This is a genomic window from Kribbella sp. NBC_00359 (assembly GCF_036097425.1).
Taxonomy (GTDB): Bacteria; Actinomycetota; Actinomycetes; order Propionibacteriales; family Kribbellaceae; genus Kribbella.
In genome coordinates, this window is sequence record NZ_CP107975.1 from 875398 (window position 1) to 889736 (window position 14339).

The 14339-nt window shown below is 69.8% G+C and carries 16 protein-coding genes; 6 read left to right on the forward strand and 10 right to left on the reverse strand.

Annotation, left to right across the window (positions count from 1 at the left end):
• Positions 1-114 precede the first annotated feature (114 nt).
• Positions 115-1317 carry a 4-hydroxyphenylpyruvate dioxygenase gene (gene hppD, locus OG876_RS04150; RefSeq protein ID WP_328523402.1) on the reverse strand — a complete coding sequence of 401 codons (1203 nt, stop codon included), beginning with the start codon at positions 1315-1317 and terminating at the stop codon, positions 115-117.
• Between the two features lie 148 nt (positions 1318-1465).
• Between hppD and OG876_RS04155 the strand changes: the two genes are divergently transcribed.
• Positions 1466-1936 (forward strand): Lrp/AsnC family transcriptional regulator, encoded by a 471-nt coding sequence (locus OG876_RS04155; protein ID WP_328523403.1) that lies wholly within the window; start codon positions 1466-1468, stop codon positions 1934-1936.
• Here OG876_RS04155 and OG876_RS04160 read toward each other — a convergent pair.
• Complete coding sequence (locus OG876_RS04160; protein ID WP_132150562.1) at positions 1933-2577, reverse strand: IclR family transcriptional regulator; 645 nt, start codon at positions 2575-2577, stop codon at positions 1933-1935. The two genes, OG876_RS04155 and OG876_RS04160, sit on opposite strands and share 4 nt — an antisense overlap.
• A gap of 55 nt (positions 2578-2632) precedes the next feature.
• On the opposite strand from OG876_RS04160, the gene OG876_RS04165 reads away from it, so the two are divergent.
• Positions 2633-3388 (forward strand): hypothetical protein, encoded by a 756-nt coding sequence (locus OG876_RS04165; RefSeq protein WP_328523404.1) that lies wholly within the window; start codon positions 2633-2635, stop codon positions 3386-3388.
• Here OG876_RS04165 and OG876_RS04170 read toward each other — a convergent pair.
• Both OG876_RS04170 and OG876_RS04175 read right to left on the reverse strand, forming a co-directional pair.
• Positions 3385-4617 carry an MFS transporter gene (locus OG876_RS04170; RefSeq protein ID WP_328523405.1) on the reverse strand — a complete coding sequence of 411 codons (1233 nt, stop codon included), beginning with the start codon at positions 4615-4617 and terminating at the stop codon, positions 3385-3387. The two genes, OG876_RS04165 and OG876_RS04170, sit on opposite strands and share 4 nt — an antisense overlap.
• A 29-nt stretch (positions 4618-4646) precedes the next feature.
• Positions 4647-5408: a phytanoyl-CoA dioxygenase family protein gene (locus tag OG876_RS04175; protein ID WP_328523406.1), complete on the reverse strand. Its 762-nt coding sequence runs from the start codon at positions 5406-5408 to the stop codon at positions 4647-4649.
• Between the two features lie 116 nt (positions 5409-5524).
• Here OG876_RS04175 and OG876_RS04180 point away from each other — a divergent pair, with 116 nt between their 5' ends.
• Complete coding sequence (locus OG876_RS04180; protein ID WP_328523407.1) at positions 5525-6169, forward strand: AraC family transcriptional regulator; 645 nt, start codon at positions 5525-5527, stop codon at positions 6167-6169.
• 14 nt (positions 6170-6183) lie between these two features.
• On the forward strand, positions 6184-6729 hold the full coding sequence (locus OG876_RS04185) for an NUDIX hydrolase family protein (RefSeq protein ID WP_328523408.1): 546 nt from the start codon (positions 6184-6186) through the stop codon (positions 6727-6729).
• Positions 6730-6780: 51 nt separating this feature from the next.
• Here OG876_RS04185 and OG876_RS04190 read toward each other — a convergent pair whose 3' ends face one another.
• The gene (locus OG876_RS04190; protein ID WP_328523409.1) at positions 6781-7509 is read right to left on the reverse strand and encodes an SDR family oxidoreductase; all 729 of its coding nucleotides are present in this window, start codon (positions 7507-7509) and stop codon (positions 6781-6783) included.
• Positions 7510-7611: 102 nt separating this feature from the next.
• On the opposite strand from OG876_RS04190, the gene OG876_RS04195 reads away from it, so the two are divergent.
• A complete protein-coding gene (locus OG876_RS04195) occupies positions 7612-8451 on the forward strand; it encodes a helix-turn-helix transcriptional regulator (RefSeq protein WP_328523410.1) in 840 nt (279 codons plus the stop codon).
• 9 nt (positions 8452-8460) lie between these two features.
• On the opposite strand, the gene OG876_RS04200 is transcribed toward OG876_RS04195, so the two are convergent.
• On the reverse strand, positions 8461-10263 hold the full coding sequence (locus OG876_RS04200) for a DEAD/DEAH box helicase (protein ID WP_328523411.1): 1803 nt from the start codon (positions 10261-10263) through the stop codon (positions 8461-8463).
• Positions 10264-10401: 138 nt separating this feature from the next.
• Here OG876_RS04200 and OG876_RS04205 point away from each other — a divergent pair, with 138 nt between their 5' ends.
• Positions 10402-10668 (forward strand): DUF3039 domain-containing protein, encoded by a 267-nt coding sequence (locus OG876_RS04205; RefSeq protein WP_328523412.1) that lies wholly within the window; start codon positions 10402-10404, stop codon positions 10666-10668.
• A 9-nt stretch (positions 10669-10677) separates the two neighbouring features.
• Here the strand turns inward: OG876_RS04205 and OG876_RS04210 are convergent, their stop codons facing one another.
• The 4 genes from OG876_RS04210 to OG876_RS04225 all read right to left on the reverse strand — a co-directional run bounded on the left by OG876_RS04210 (position 10678) and on the right by OG876_RS04225 (position 14318).
• The gene (locus OG876_RS04210; protein ID WP_328523413.1) at positions 10678-11235 is read right to left on the reverse strand and encodes a YqgE/AlgH family protein; all 558 of its coding nucleotides are present in this window, start codon (positions 11233-11235) and stop codon (positions 10678-10680) included.
• A 7-nt stretch (positions 11236-11242) separates the two neighbouring features.
• Positions 11243-11623, reverse strand: coding sequence for a VanZ family protein (locus tag OG876_RS04215; protein WP_328523414.1), 381 nt, complete (start codon positions 11621-11623; stop codon positions 11243-11245).
• Between the two features lie 13 nt (positions 11624-11636).
• Positions 11637-13067, reverse strand: a complete 1431-nt coding sequence (locus OG876_RS04220; RefSeq protein ID WP_328523415.1) for an NAD-dependent malic enzyme — start codon at positions 13065-13067, stop codon at positions 11637-11639.
• A gap of 102 nt (positions 13068-13169) precedes the next feature.
• Positions 13170-14318 carry a CaiB/BaiF CoA transferase family protein gene (locus OG876_RS04225; RefSeq protein ID WP_328523416.1) on the reverse strand — a complete coding sequence of 383 codons (1149 nt, stop codon included), beginning with the start codon at positions 14316-14318 and terminating at the stop codon, positions 13170-13172.
• Positions 14319-14339 lie beyond the last annotated feature (21 nt).

The window sequence follows — 14339 nt, forward strand, 5'->3', positions numbered from 1 at the left end:
ACTCAGGAAGGCACACTACGCGAACGGCCCCTGCCCCGACAGTCATTCCGGTAATCGGACGACGACACGCCGTGTGCAGTTGCTATCGGCAAGCTTCAGGGCCGGCTGGGACTCCTAAAGGTTGCCCCGGCGCTCTTGTTCGCGCTCGATCGCCTCGAACAGGGCCTTGAAGTTGCCCTTGCCGAAGCCGAGCGAGCCGTGCCGCTCGATCAGTTCGTAGAAGACGGTCGGGCGGTCGCCGACCGGCGCGGTGAAGATCTGCAGCAGATAGCCGTCCTCGTCGCGGTCGACCAGGATGCCGCGGGACTGCAGTTCCTCGATCGGCACCCGCACCTGCCCGATCCGGGCCCGCAGCTCCGGGTCCTGGTAGTACGAGTCCGGCGTGTTGAGGAAGTCGACCCCGTTCGCCCGCATGATGTCGACCGTCCGCAGGATGTCGTTGGTGGCGAGCGCGATGTGCTGGGCGCCGGCGCCGTCGTAGAACTCGAGGAACTCGTCGATCTGCGACTTCTTCTTCGCGATGGCCGGCTCGTTCAGCGGGAACTTCACCCGGTGGTTGCCGTTGGCGACGACCTTGCTCATCAGCGCGGAGTAGTCGGTGGCGATGTCGTCGCCGATGAACTCGGCCATGTTCACGAAGCCCATGACCTTGTTGTAGAAACCGACCCACTCGTCCATCTTGCCGAGCTCGACGTTGCCGACGACGTGGTCGACCGCCTGGAACAGCCGCTTCGGGTGCCCCTCCGGTCGGGTCACCTGCGTGGTCGCCGCGACGAACCCGGGCAGGTAGGGCCCGTCGTACTTGCTCCGGTCGACCAGCGTGTGCCGGGTGTCGCCGTACGCCGCGATCGCGGCCCGGCGGATCGTGCCGTGCTCGTCGGACACGTCGTTCGGCTCCTCCAGTACGACGGCGCCCTGCTTGCGGGCGTGCTCGACGCACTTGTCCACGTCCGGCACCTCGAGCGCGAGGTCGGCCACGCCGTCGCCGTGCTTGCGGTGGTGCTCGAGCAGCGGGCTCTTCGGGCTGACGCCGCCGGTGATGACGAAGCGGGCCGAGCCGGCCTTCAGGACGAACGCCTTGCTGTCCTTGCTGCCCGTCTCGGGGCCGGAATACGCGACCAGGTCCATCCCGAACGCGAGCTGGTAGTACTTCGCGGTCTGGGTGGCGTTGCCGACCACGAAGACCACCGCGTCCATCGCGGTGACCGGGAACGGGTCGGTGCTCTCGTCGTACGGCACCAGGCCGACGAGCTGCTTCAGCTGGTCGAGGTCGAGATCGGCGTCGAGCTCTGCGGGGGTGAGGTCGGTGCTGGTCATCGTGATCCTCCCGGTTCGGATGCGTGCACCGAGCCTCGTGGTGGGGAGGCAGGTTGCGCAACAGTTCCTTGTTTCACTGCGCAGGTTGTTCAGTATGCTGGGGTGACTGCTGGACTATTTGGTCAGCCTGACCACTGCGGGAGGTGCCATGTCGGTGGATGCGCTGGACGCCCGGATCCTGGGGCTGTTCGCGGCCGAGCCACGGGTCGGCGTGCTCGAGGCGTCGCGGCGGCTCGGGGTCGCGCGCGGCACTGTGCAGGCCAGGCTCGACCGGCTGCAGCGGGACGGTGTGGTCCGCGGCTGGGGGCCGGACATCGACACGACCGCGATCGGCTATCCGGTGACGGCGTTCGCGACGCTGCAGATCGAGCAGGGCTCGGGCCACACGGCCGTGGCAGCGGCGCTGGCCCGGATCCCGGAGGTGCTCGAGGTGCACACGATCACCGGCGCCGAGGACCTGTGGTGCCGGATCGTCGCCCGCTCGAACGCGGATCTCCAGCGGGTGATCGACCAGGTCGTCATCGTCCGCGGCATCCAACGAGCATCCACAGTGATCGCGCTGGCCGAACAGATCCCCCACCGGGTACTGCCCCTGGTCGAGGCGGCGACGAAGAACTAAGCCAGACGCTTGGCGACTTCTACTGCCGCGCGGGCCACGCGGGGGCCGACGAAGTCGCGGTCGAGCTTGCCGAGGACGACGACGCCGATCGAGGCTTCGACGCCCGGTACGCCGAGGACCGGGGACGACACGCCCTGCGCGCCGGCCTGCAACTCACCCGACGTGACCACGAACGGCCGCCCGGCCGGGTCGGGCTTGCGGCGTCCGGCCAGGATCGCCTTCCCGGCCGCGCCCTGGTCGAGGGCATGCCGCGAGCCCATCCGGTAGGAGACGTGGAAGTCGGTCCAGCTCGGCTCGATCACCGCGATCGCGAGCGCCTCGTCGCCATCGGCCACGGTCAGATGAGCCGTCGCACCGGTGTCCTCCGCGAGCGACCGCAGCACCGGCAGCGCTGCGTCACGGAGCGTTGGCTGAACGCGACGGCTGTAGTGCAGCACAGCCAGACCGAGACGCGCCCGGCCTTCACTGTCACGGCGGACCAGGCGGTGCAGCTCGAGGGTGTTCACCAGGCGGTAGACGACGGTCCGGCTGACTCCCAGCGCGGCTGCCAGTTCGGTGATCGAGAGACCGTCCGGAGCGTCCGCCAGCAACTCGAGGACAGTGAGTCCCCGGTCGAGCGTCTGAGAGGTCTCCGCGGGCACCTCCGAAGAGTATCCGTTTTTCGGGCGCGGCCCGATGGCCCCGTATCTTGCTGCCGTGCGAAATTACTGGGCGCTCCTCCCCGCCATCGCCGTGATCGTGGTGCTGATCCTGGTCTATGCCGTTCCGACCCTGATCAATCCGCAGTGGACCAGCTCGATCCTGGCGCTGTTCCGCCAGCACCCGGTGGACCCGCAGGCGACCCAGGACGAGGCTCAGCGGGCGGCCGGCGTGCTCGGCCCGCAGCAGATCAGGTCGCGGCGGATGCTCGCCGCGGCGATGGTGGTCGGCGCGGTCGCCTTGATCGGTTTCAACGTGTCCCTGAACCGGGAGGCGAACGGCTGCCAGATCGCGGCCCGGGCGTTCGGCGCGGTCGAAGGCGATGGCAAGGACGCCAAGGACCCGTGCATCAACATGATCTTCGGCAGCTTCTTCGGCGACGGCACCGGGACGACCGAGGAGTCGACGCCGCAGCCGGTTCAGTCGTACCAGCTGGTCCGGAAGAAGCACCCGACCTACCTCCGGTGGATCCAGCACGCGCCGGAATACAAGGAGGCCGACCTGCTCATCGGGACCAGCCTCGAGTGCAACGGGGACCTGCGGGTCCAGGAGGGCGACGACAAGATCACCGTGGTGGTCGACAGCGACTCGCCGTGCCCGCCCGCGACCGAGGTCTCGCTCACCGCGATCAAGCTGAAGAAGCCGCTCGGCGACCGCAAGATCGTCACCGTCGACGACCAGCCGATGCAGCAGATCGACCCGGACGTCGACTCGTGGCCGACCGTGCTGAAGAAGCTGGTGCCGGGCGGCTAGCTCAAAGCGCGGACCTGCGAGTCGTACTCGCGGAAGGGCCGGTTGCGGGCCAGCAGGATGAGCAGGCCGACGATGCAGACGGTCGCGCCGCCGAGCAGCGCGATCGTCGGGGTGGTGAGGGACGCCGCCGTACCCGAGACGAAGTCGCCCAGGCGCGGTCCGCCGGCCACCACCACGATGAAGACACCCTGCAACCGCCCACGCATGGCGTCCGGAGCGGCGGACTGCAGGATGGTGTTGCGGTACGCCGAACTCACCATGTCGGCCGCCCCCGACAACGCGAGCAGCCCGACACCCAGCCAGATCGTGCGCGACAGACCGAACAGCCCGACCGCCGCGGCGTACACCGTGATCGCGACGACGATCGCCACGCCTTGACGACGCACCCGGCTCACCCAGCCCGAGAACAGCACGCCGATCAGAGCGCCGAGCGCCGGAGCCGCCTGCAGGACACCGACGGTACGAACACCACCGGCGAAGAATGCGCCCGCCACGGCCGGGAACAGCGCGCGGGGCTGGGCGAACACCATCGCGAGGATGTCCGCGAGGAACGTCGCCAGCAGCGCCGGCGCCGCCCGCAGGAACGTGAACCCCTCGAGCACCGACCGCAACCCGGCCCGCCGGACCAGTCCCGTCGGCGGCACCGCCGGCAGCCGGAACAGCGCGTACAGCGCCGCGGTGAACGTGATCACGTCGACCAGGTACGCCGCCGCGAACCCGTGCCAGGCGATCACCGCCGCACCGAGCAGCGGTCCGGCGGTGAAGCCCAGGTTGAACGCGGCCTGGCTGAGCGTGTTCGCGGCCGGCAGCAGTTCGGGCCGGATCAGCCGCGGGATGATCGCGGACCGGGCCGGGTTGTTCACCGCGAAGCACGCCGACTGGCAGGCCACGACGGCGTACAGGATCCACACCTGGTTCCAGTGCAGCTGCGACTGCAGCACCAGGATCATCGAGAGCAGCCACAGTCCGGATGACGAGACGAGCGCGAGGGTACGCCGGTCGATCGCGTCGGCCATCGCCCCGCCGTACAGGCCGAAGACGATCAACGGCACCAGTGAGCACAACCCGACCAGCCCGACCGCGAACGTGGAGTGCGACAGCGCGTACACCTGGATCGACACGGTCACCGCGGTCATCTGCTGCCCGAGCTGCGACACCGTCGACCCGACCCACAAGCGGCGGAAATCCGCTGACTCCTTCAGCGGGCGGATGTCGGTGAGCAGCGGCACCCTGACAACTTATGTCACGACGTGAAAGATCAGACCCTCGGGAAGTGTTCGTCATCGAGCCGTTCGCCGGCGGTCAGGCCGAGGCCGTCGGTGACCACGTGGCCGGCGCCGGTGTAGGTCGTGTCGGCGTCGATGTAGATCGCCACGTGCGCGATCCGCGGATCGTCGGTCAGGTTCGGCGTCGCGGAGTGGGCCAGGTAGGCGTTGTGGAAGGTGCAGTCGCCCGCCCGCAGGGGGATCGTCAGCCGCTCCTCCCAGCGCAGGTCGGGCGCGGCGCGGAACATGTCGTCCCGGTCGGCCAGATCCTGGCTGCGCAGATCCTGGTGGCGCTGCGAGCCGGGGATGAACGTCATGCACCCGCGCTCCACCGGTACGTCGACCAGCGCGACCCACGCCGACAGCGAGGCCCGCGACCCGGCGTGCGGCCAGTACGGCGCGTCTTGGTGGAACTCGGTCGCCGCGCCGTTGTGCGGCGGCTTGATCAACAGCTGGTCGTGCCAGATTCGCACCGGCACCCCGGCCAGCGCGGTGGCGGCCGCGGCGAGTCGTGGGTCGAGGGTGAGCTCCCGCAGTACGGCGTTGTCGCGCCAGACGTTGACGTGCTGCTTGAAGATCGGCGACCCGTTCGCGTAGTCGTCCGCCGCCGCGCTCGCCGCGATCGCGGCGTCGCGGAACCGGGCCGCCTCCTCGGTGCTGATGATGTTCCGGATCCGGACCACGCCGTCGCGACGATAGGCCGAAATGGTCTCTTCATCCAGTACGGCGGGTGCCGTAGGGTCGGTCGTGGTCATCGGTGTGCTCCTCGAAATCCGTTGCCGGGAAGGTGTTTCCAGCCTGCGGCGCGCCGGCCGAGGATGACAGGCAGTGGTTGACCAAGACTTGACTGATCTTGACCTGTGAGGTGCGCGTGCACAATGTTCTGAGCAGCGAGGTGTTCCCCGACCAGCGCCTTCCGGTCGCCGGTGAGCGGCTCGAGCTGGTCGCCGACGTCGCGCCGCACAGCCACGCGTTCTTCGAGATCGCGGTCGTCGTCGCCGGCCGGGGTACGCATATCTCGGCCGCCGGCGAGGTGGCACTACAGCCCGACTCGGTCGTCGTACTGCGGCCGGGCGAGTGGCACGGGTACACCGACTGCGCCGGCCTGGTGGTGCGCAACGCGTATCTCGGTCCGGACGTCTTCGGGCTGCTGTCCGGCGCCCTGGTGCCCGGCGGAGGAGCGTCGTACCCGGCCCATCCGGCGGTCCAGCAGGCGATGCGCTTGCTGGAGGCAAGCATCGACGAGCCGTGGACGCTGGACCGGCTCGCCGCGCTCGTCAACCTCGCGCCCGGGTACCTGGTCCGCTTGTTCGGCCGGACCGCGGGGATCTCCCCGATGGCCTACCTGGACCGCATCCGCGCCGAGCGGGCCGCGGGCCTGCTGATCGAGACCGAACTGCCGATCGCGACCGTCGGCGCGATGGTCGGCTGGCACGACCCGAGCCACGCCAGCCGCCGCTTCCGCGCCACCTTCGGCCTCAGCCCCTCCCGCTACCGGGCCACGTTCCGGCCTTAGGCAAAGATGGGTGCATGACGTCGCTGCGCACGCCTGACCCGAACCCCGGCTGGCTGTCCGAGTTCGCGCTTGCCGAGACCCGCTCGCGGGTCCCGATCCTGTACGTCGAGGCCGTCCCGGCCCGCGTCGACACCTTCGGCCAGATCGAGCAGATCGGGGTGCTGCTGCGCACCTCGGCCGCGACCGGCGAGATCACCCGGACCCTGGTGTCGGGCCGCGTACTGCACGGCGAGTCGATCCGCGACGCGCTGCAGCGCAACATCGAGAAGGACCTCGGCCCGACCGCGTTCCCCCGGCTGCCGGTCAGCCTGGTGCCGGCCACGGTCGCCGAGTACCTCCCGTTCCCGGGTGTTTCACAACTGCACGATCCCCGCCAGCACGCGGTCGCGCTCGTGTACGTCGTACCGGTCACCGGCGAGTGCGACCCGCGCCAGGACGCGCTCGAGCTCACCTGGCTGACGCCGGCCGAGGCGCTCCAGCCGAGCCTGCTCGCCGACCTCGAGGGTGGCCGCGGGCAACTGCTCAAGCAGGCCCTCGCCTGGTCGGGCGCCATCGTCTAGTCCGGCGTCATCATCTCCGGCGTCGTCGTCTCGTCCGGCGCCGCCCCGGCGTCACCACGGCAGGCGGCCCGCTTCCGCGTGCACCTCACCCGTCGCTCCGTCGGAGCCCAGGGTCGCGAGCCGGACCGCCACGGCGGCGCCCTCCGCGGGCGTGCGCGGCGCGTCCCAGCCACCCATGTCCGTCGCGCAGTTCCCGGGATCGGCGGCGTTCACCAGGATCCCGGTGCCACGCAGCTCGTTGGCCAGCATCACCGTGACCATGTTCACCGCGGCCTTCGACGAGTTGTAGCCGAGCGTCAGTACGGTCGACATCCGCGACTCCGGATCCCCGACCTGCGTGAACGACGCCAGTGACGTCGACAGATTGACGACCCGCGCCTGCCCAGCCCGCAACAGCAGCGGCAACAGCGCCTGCGTCACCGAGACCAGCCCGATCACGTTGGTCTCGAACGCCGACCGCAGTACGCCGGACTCCACCCTCGACACCGCGTCGTCGCCGACCGGGATGATCGCGGCGTTGTTCACCAGTACGTCGAGCCGCCCGTGCGTGCTCTCGATCTCACCGGCCGCGGACCGCACCGACTGCTCGTCGGTCACCTCCAGCTGGATCCCGGTCGCATCGAGGCCCTCGGCAACCAGTTCCTTGGCGGCGGCCTCGCCGCGGGCCAGGTCTCGCGAGCCCATCAGCACGGTGAACCCGGCCTGGCCGAGCTGCCGTGCGATCTCCTTGCCGATGCCCTTGTTGGCGCCCGTGACGAGCGCGATCTTGTGCGTGGTCATGCGGTCCAGGCTGCTGCGGTCCGGCGTACCGAGGCAGAGCGAGTTGAGCCTGGGATCGGCAGTCCCTGGTTGCGGTTGGCGACGGCTGCGATCCTGGGGTCCATGGATCGGGGACAGCTCGCGGAGTTCCTGCGCCTCCGGCGGGAGGCGTTGCGGCCGGCCGATGTCGGTCTGCCGGCGGGTCTGCGGCGACGGACACCGGGGCTGCGGCGGGAGGAGGTCGCGAGCCTCGCCACCATGTCGACCGACTACTACACCCGGCTCGAGCAGGGCCGCGGTCCACGCCCGTCCCGCGCGGTGCTGACCGGGCTGGCCCGCGCCCTGCGGCTCTCCGACGACGAACGCGATCACCTGTTCCGGCTCGGCGGCGAGCAACCCGGTCCGCCTCCGGGTCCACCGGCCGACGTGCGGACCGGCGTACTGCGGATGCTGGCGCGGCTCGACGTACCAGGGCTGGTGCTGGACGCGAAGTACGACGTCCTCGCGTGGAACCCACTGGCGGCGGCGTTGATCACGGACTTCTCCGCCCTGCCGCCGCGGGATCGGAACCTGCTGCGCCTGCGGTTCCTGACCGACCGGCAAACCCGGCTTTTCGGCGAGGACGCGACCCGGGAGTTCGCGCGGGACGCGGCCGCCGACCTCCGGGCCGCGACCAGCACCTACCCGGACGACCCGGCCATCGCCCGGCTGGTGACCGATCTGCTCGACGGCAGCGCGGAGTTCGCGGCGATCTGGGCGCGGCACGAGGTGCGCCGGCAGCAGACGCTGTGCCAGACGATCTTCCACCCGGAGGTCGGCCGGATCGACGTGATCTGCGAGGTCCTGGTCATCCCGGAGCGCGATCAGCGCGTCGTGCTGTACACCGCCGACCCCGGCTCCCCCTCCGACCAGGCGCTCCGGCTCCTCGAGGTGATCGGCACCCAGGAACTGACCCGAGGCTGAAGGCGCGGGTCAGGCGCGGCGTTGCGTCGCCCAGTCGCGGATCAGCTCGATGCGTTCCTTGAGCTGGGTTGAGGAGGCGTGGGCGGCGGCGGGGCCGCCTAGTTTGCGGCGGAGGTCGTTGTGGATGACGCCGTGCGGCTGGCCGGTGCGGTGGTGCCAGGCGGCGACCAGGCCATTCAGCTCGCGGCGCAGGAGGGCGATCTGCTCGTGGGTGGCGAGCTCGGTCGGCGTGGGGTCCTCGCGCTCCGCGGCCGCCCCGCGCCGGGTCCGCTTCTGCGCCGCCAGCGACTTCGCCTGCCGCTCGCGCAGCAACTCCCGCACCTGATCCGGCTCCAGCAGCCCGGGCAGGCCGAGGAAGTCGAGCTCCTCGTCGGAGGCCTGGTCGCCACCGGTTCCGTAGTCACCACCGTCGAACACGACCCGGTCGAAGCTCGCGTCCGACCCGAGCGCCTCGAACTTCGCGTCCAGTTCGTCGCTGGCCGCCTCGGTCTGGTTCGCCTTGGCGAGCAGGTCGTCCTCGAGGGCGAAGATGTCGCCGTCCTCGTTGCTGTTCTTCCGCCCGAGCACGTGGTCCCGCTCGGCCTCCATGTCGGCCGCGAACCCGAGCAGCCGGGTCACCGACGGCACGAACACCGACGCCGTCTCACCCCGCTTCCGGGCCCGCACGAACCGCCCGACCGCCTGGGCGAAGAACAGCGGCGTCGACGTCGGCGTCGCGTACACCCCGACCGCGAGCCGTGGCACGTCCACACCCTCGCTGACCATCCGGACCGCGACCATCCACCGCGAGTCCCCCTCGGAGAACTTCGCGATCTTCTTGCTCGCCGCCTTCTCGTCGGACAGCACCACGGTCGGCGCCTCGCCGGTCAGCTCCCGCAGCGTCTTCGCGTACGCGCGGGCCGTGTTCTGATCACCCGAGATCACCAGCGCGCCCGCGTCCGGCATGTGCCGCCGGACCTCGGTCAGCCGCTTGTCCGCGGCCGCCAGCACCGCCGGCATCCACTCGCCTGCCGGGTCCAGCGCCGTACGCAGGGCCTGCGCTGTCAGGTCCTTCGTCAACGGTTCACCCAACCGGGCCGCGACCTCGTCCCCGGCCTTGGTTCGCCACCGCATCTCACCGGAATACGACATGAAGATCACCGGGCGTACGACGTGATCGCGCAGAGCGTGACCGTACCCGTAGGTGTAGTCCGCCTTGCTCCGCGCGACGCCGTCCGGCCCGTGCTCGTAGGTGACGAACGGGATCGGGTTGTCGTCGCTGCGGAACGGCGTTCCGGTCAGACACAACCGGCGGGCCGCGGGCTCGAACGCCTCCCGGACACCGTCACCCCAGCTGAGCGCGTCGCCGCCGTGGTGCACCTCGTCCAGGATCACCAGCGTCTTGAACCGCTCGGTCCGGACCCGGAAGGCCAGCGGGTTCACCGCGATCCCGGCGTACGTCACCGCGACGCCCTGGAAGTCCTTGTTGGTCTTGCCGCGCCGGCCCGCGAACGCCGGGTCGATCGCGATCCCGGCCCGGTCGGCCGCCTCGGCCCACTGGACCTTCAGGTGCTCGGTCGGCGTCACCACCGTGACCCGCTCGATCTGCCGCCGGTGCAGCAACTCGGCGGCCACGGTCAACGCGAACGTGGTCTTACCGGCTCCCGGGGTCGCCACGGCGAGAAAGTCCCGCGGCTGCTGGTCGAGATAAAGCTTGAGCGCCTCCGCCTGCCAGGCCCGCAGCTTGCTCGCGGTCCCCCAGGCGGCGCGGTCGGGATACGCCGGCGGAAGCACGGCTGGTCCAGCAGGCACGCTCGAATCCACGGACGGCATACTCCCCCGTTAGTCGACTGTCGGCCGTGCAGGAACGTTACCTGACTTCGCCGGCAAACCTCGACCGGCGTGTCGGGTACGGGCGGTCTGTGGAGAAAGTTCCCGGGTTCGCTGGAGTTGCGTTCTACACTTTGGGGCATGAGTACTCAGCTGACCCCTGGCGCCGAGACGGTCGTCGACGAGCGGACCCAGCCGTCGCTGGAAGAGCCCGGCGATCACGAGCGGTTCTCGCACTACGTGCCGAAGGACAAGCTGACCGAGGCGATGGTGATGGGGACGCCGGTGGTCGCGCTGTGCGGCAAGGTGTGGGTGCCGAGCCGAGACCCGCAGCGCTTCCCGGTCTGCCCGGAGTGCAAGGAGATCTGGGACTCGCTCAACCCCGGGGACGACGGCGGCGAGGAGTAGGCCCGGACGTCAGTTCAGGGTCGGATCGTCCGGGTACGTCGCCAGATACGCCATCTGATCGTTCTGGCGGCGGAGCACCCGGCGCCACAGGGTGTCCGGGTGCAGGCTGAACACGTCGTCGGGCTCGGACTCGACGACGTACCAGGCGCCCTCGGTGATCTCGCCCTCGAGCTGCCCGCTGGACCAGCCGGCGTACCCGGCGAAGATCCGCATGCGCTGGATCGCGCCCTCGAGCAGTGCCGGCGGTACGTCGAGGTCGATCAGCCCGATCCGCCCGAAGCACTCCCGCCAGCCGGGCGGATCCGCGGACTCGATCACCTCCGCGACGGCCAGCGCGCTGTCGGTGCCGACCGGACCGCCCATGAACAGCACGCCCGGCTCGTTCACCGTGGTGGACCAGTCCGGGAGCACCCGGTCCACGGCCAGGTCGGCCGCGCGGTTCACCACCACCCCCAGCGCGCCGTCGTCGTCGTGATCCAGCAGCAGGATCACCGACCGGCGGAAGGGCGGCTCGTCGAGCAACGGGGTCGCCACGAGCAGCGAACCGGTCAGGGTCGTGGCCGTCATAACTCCATCATGTCGTACGACGGAACACTCGGAAGGCCAGCCAGGCACCGAAAGCAACACCGGCGAGATCCGCCATCGCGTCGAACGGATCGCCGTCGCGTTGCGGCAGCAGGTAGTGCTGCACGATCTCGCTGACGATCGCGTTCGCGACCAGTGCCGCCAGCAACCAGCGGGCCGGCACTCTGACCTTCAGCCCGAGGAATGCGACGGACGCGAACAGGAAGAAGTGCGCGATCTTGTCCACCTGCGGGATCCCGACGTGCGGACCGGCCTCCCGCGGCGCGTAGACGCCGTACAACTGCAGCGCGCAGGCGGCGACGAAGCCGATCCGCCACGCCCACACCGTCACTCGCGACCCGGCCGTCGCCCCCGTCAGAGTAGATGTCACCCAACCACCGTACTCACAGCGCCGGAGAGTCGTCCGGGAAGCTCTCGGCCGCCGGGGCCTTGCCGCCGGCCGCGTCGCGGACGGCGTGCGCGACCATCGTGTGCACCTCCGGGTGGAACACGCTGGGCACGATGTAGTCGGCGTTCAGCTCGTCGTCGGTGACGACACCGGCCAGCGCCTTCGCGGCGGCCAGCTCCATCTGGATCGACACCTTCGACGACTGCGCGTCGAGCAGACCGCGGAAGACGCCCGGGAAGACCAGCACGTTGTTGATCTGGTTCGGGAAGTCGCTGCGCCCGGTCGCCACCACGGCCGCGTGCTCGTGCGCGGCGGCCGGGTCGACCTCCGGGTCCGGGTTGGCCAGCGCGAAGACGATCGCGTCCTTGTTCATGGTGGCGATGTCGGCGCCGTTCAGGATGTTCGGCGCGGAGACGCCGATGAACACGTCCGCCCCGCTCAGCGCACCCTTCAGGTCACCGCTGTACTTCGCCGCGTTGGTGTTCTCCGCGATCCAGCGCAGCTCCGGCGACAGCCCGTCGCGTTCGGTGTGGATGACTCCGGCGATGTCGGCGACGATCGCGTCCTGCAGGCCGGCCTCGATCAGCAGCTTCAGGATCGCGGTGCCGGCCGCACCCGCGCCGGACAGCACCACGCGGACCTCACTGATGTCCTTGCCGACCACTCGCAGCGCGTTGAAGAGCGCCGCCAGCACCACGACCGCCGTACCGTGCTGGTCGTCGTGGAAGACCGGGATGTCCAGTTCCTCGCGCAGCCGGGCCTCGATCTCGAAGCAGCGCGGCGCGGAGATGTCCTCCAGGTTGATCCCGGCGAACCCGGGTGCGATCGCCTTGACCACCTGGATGATCGCCTCGGTGTCCTGGGTGTCCAGGCACAGCGGCCACGCGTCGATCCCGGCGAACCGCTTGAAGAGCGCCGCCTTGCCCTCCATCACCGGCAGCGCGGCCTTCGGGCCGATGTTGCCCAGCCCCAGTACGGCGGAACCGTCGGTGACCACCGCGACACTGTTGCGCTTGATCGTCAGCCGGCGCGCGTCCTCGGGGTTGGCCGCGATCGCCAGGCAGACCCGCGCCACTCCCGGCGTGTAGATCATCGAGAGGTCGTCGCGGTTGCGGATCGGGTGCTTGGCCTCCATCGAGATCTTGCCGCCGAGGTGCATCAGGAACGTCCGGTCCGAGACCCGGGCGATCTCGACGCCCGGTACGGCGCGCATCGCCTCGACCAGCCGGCCGGCGTGCTCGGTGTCGGCAGCGGCGCAGGTGACGTCGATCCGCAGCCGCTCGTGGCCGGACGCGGTCACGTCGAGCGCGGTGACCAGACCGCCGGCCTGCTCGACCGCGGTCGTCAGCTTGCTCACCGTCGAGCCACCCGCGGGCACCTCGAGGCGAACGGTGATGGAGTACGAAACACTCGGCAAAGCAGTCACGCGGGTGATCCTCTCATGTCACTGGTAAGCCCTGGAGGTTACGTACATAAAGTCGCGGCTCAGTGAACGAGCAAGCTCATCACCGTCGAAAGGGTGCTGTGGCTACTCCGCGTCCAGCCAGGCTCTGACCGACTCGTTGTGCTCGCCGAGTCGTGGCGGTGGGAGGTTGGTCTCGCGGGCGCCGGCGTACGGCTGGTCGTCGAAGCGCAGCGGTGGACCGGGGAGCTGGATGCGGCCGAGCGTCGGGTGGTCGACGTCGATCAGCAGGCCCTGGGACAGCGTCTGCTCCCACTTGTAGACCTGCTGGAAGTCGCGGACCTTGCCGGCCGGAATCCCCTTGTCCGCAAGGCGTTCCAGCCACACGTCCGCCGACTCGGCCGCGAAGGCCGCCTCGATCGCAGCCGTCAGCTGGTCGCGATGCGCCACCCGCTGCGCGTTGACCGCGAACCGCTCGTCCTCCGGATCGAGCCCGACGATCGGCGCGAAGGTCCGCCACTGCCCCTCGCTGCCGACCGCGACCTGGATGCTGTCGTCGGCGGTGCGATACATCCCGTACGGCGCGATCTGGGCATGGTGATTGCCGACCCGCTCGGGCAACTCGTGCGCCACCGTCCACTTCGTCCCGTGGAACGCGTGCACGCCGATCGTCGACGCGAGCAGGCTGGTCCGCACCACCCGGCCCTTGCCGGTGATCGATCGCTCGTGCAACGCCGCCAGCGCACCATAGGCGCCGTACATGCCGGCCAGCAGGTCCGCGATCGGTACGCCGACCTTCGTCGGCTCGACCGCGCCGGTGATGCTCATCAGACCGCCTTCGCCCTGCGCGATCTGGTCGTATCCGGCCCGCCCGCCGTCCGGACCGTCGTGTCCGAAACCGGTGATCGAGAGGATCACCAGGCCTGGGTTGAGCTCGTGCAGCTGCCCCGTGGAGAACCCGAGCCGATCGAGCACGCCCGGCCGGAAGTTCTCGATCAGCACGTCGGCCTTGCGGACCAGCTTGGTCAGGAAGTCCTTGCCCTGATCCGATTTGAGGTCGGCGGTCACCGACTCCTTGTTCCGGTTCGCGGACAGGTAGTACGTCGACTCCCCTTCGACGAACGGCGGTCCCCAGCCCCGGCTGTCGTCCCCGCGCTCGGGTACCTCGACCTTGATCACCCGCGCGCCGAGGTCGCCGAGCATCATCGCCGCGTGCGGCCCGGCCAAGGCTCTGGTCAGGTCGACGACGACGACATCGGAGAGGAGGTTCTGCACGCCGCCACCCTAGGCGAGGAC

Coding starts and splice junctions, on each gene's coding strand:
- hppD (WP_328523402.1), bottom strand. CDS start 1,317: ATGACCAGCACCGACCTCACCCCCGCAGAGCTCGACGCCGATCTCGAC.
- OG876_RS04155 (WP_328523403.1), top strand. CDS start 1,466: ATGTCGGTGGATGCGCTGGACGCCCGGATCCTGGGGCTGTTCGCGGCC.
- OG876_RS04175 (WP_328523406.1), bottom strand. CDS start 5,408: ATGACCACGACCGACCCTACGGCACCCGCCGTACTGGATGAAGAGACC.
- OG876_RS04185 (WP_328523408.1), top strand. CDS start 6,184: ATGACGTCGCTGCGCACGCCTGACCCGAACCCCGGCTGGCTGTCCGAG.
- OG876_RS04190 (WP_328523409.1), bottom strand. CDS start 7,509: ATGACCACGCACAAGATCGCGCTCGTCACGGGCGCCAACAAGGGCATC.
- OG876_RS04195 (WP_328523410.1), top strand. CDS start 7,612: ATGGATCGGGGACAGCTCGCGGAGTTCCTGCGCCTCCGGCGGGAGGCG.
- OG876_RS04200 (WP_328523411.1), bottom strand. CDS start 10,263: ATGCCGTCCGTGGATTCGAGCGTGCCTGCTGGACCAGCCGTGCTTCCG.
- OG876_RS04205 (WP_328523412.1), top strand. CDS start 10,402: ATGAGTACTCAGCTGACCCCTGGCGCCGAGACGGTCGTCGACGAGCGG.
- OG876_RS04210 (WP_328523413.1), bottom strand. CDS start 11,235: ATGACGGCCACGACCCTGACCGGTTCGCTGCTCGTGGCGACCCCGTTG.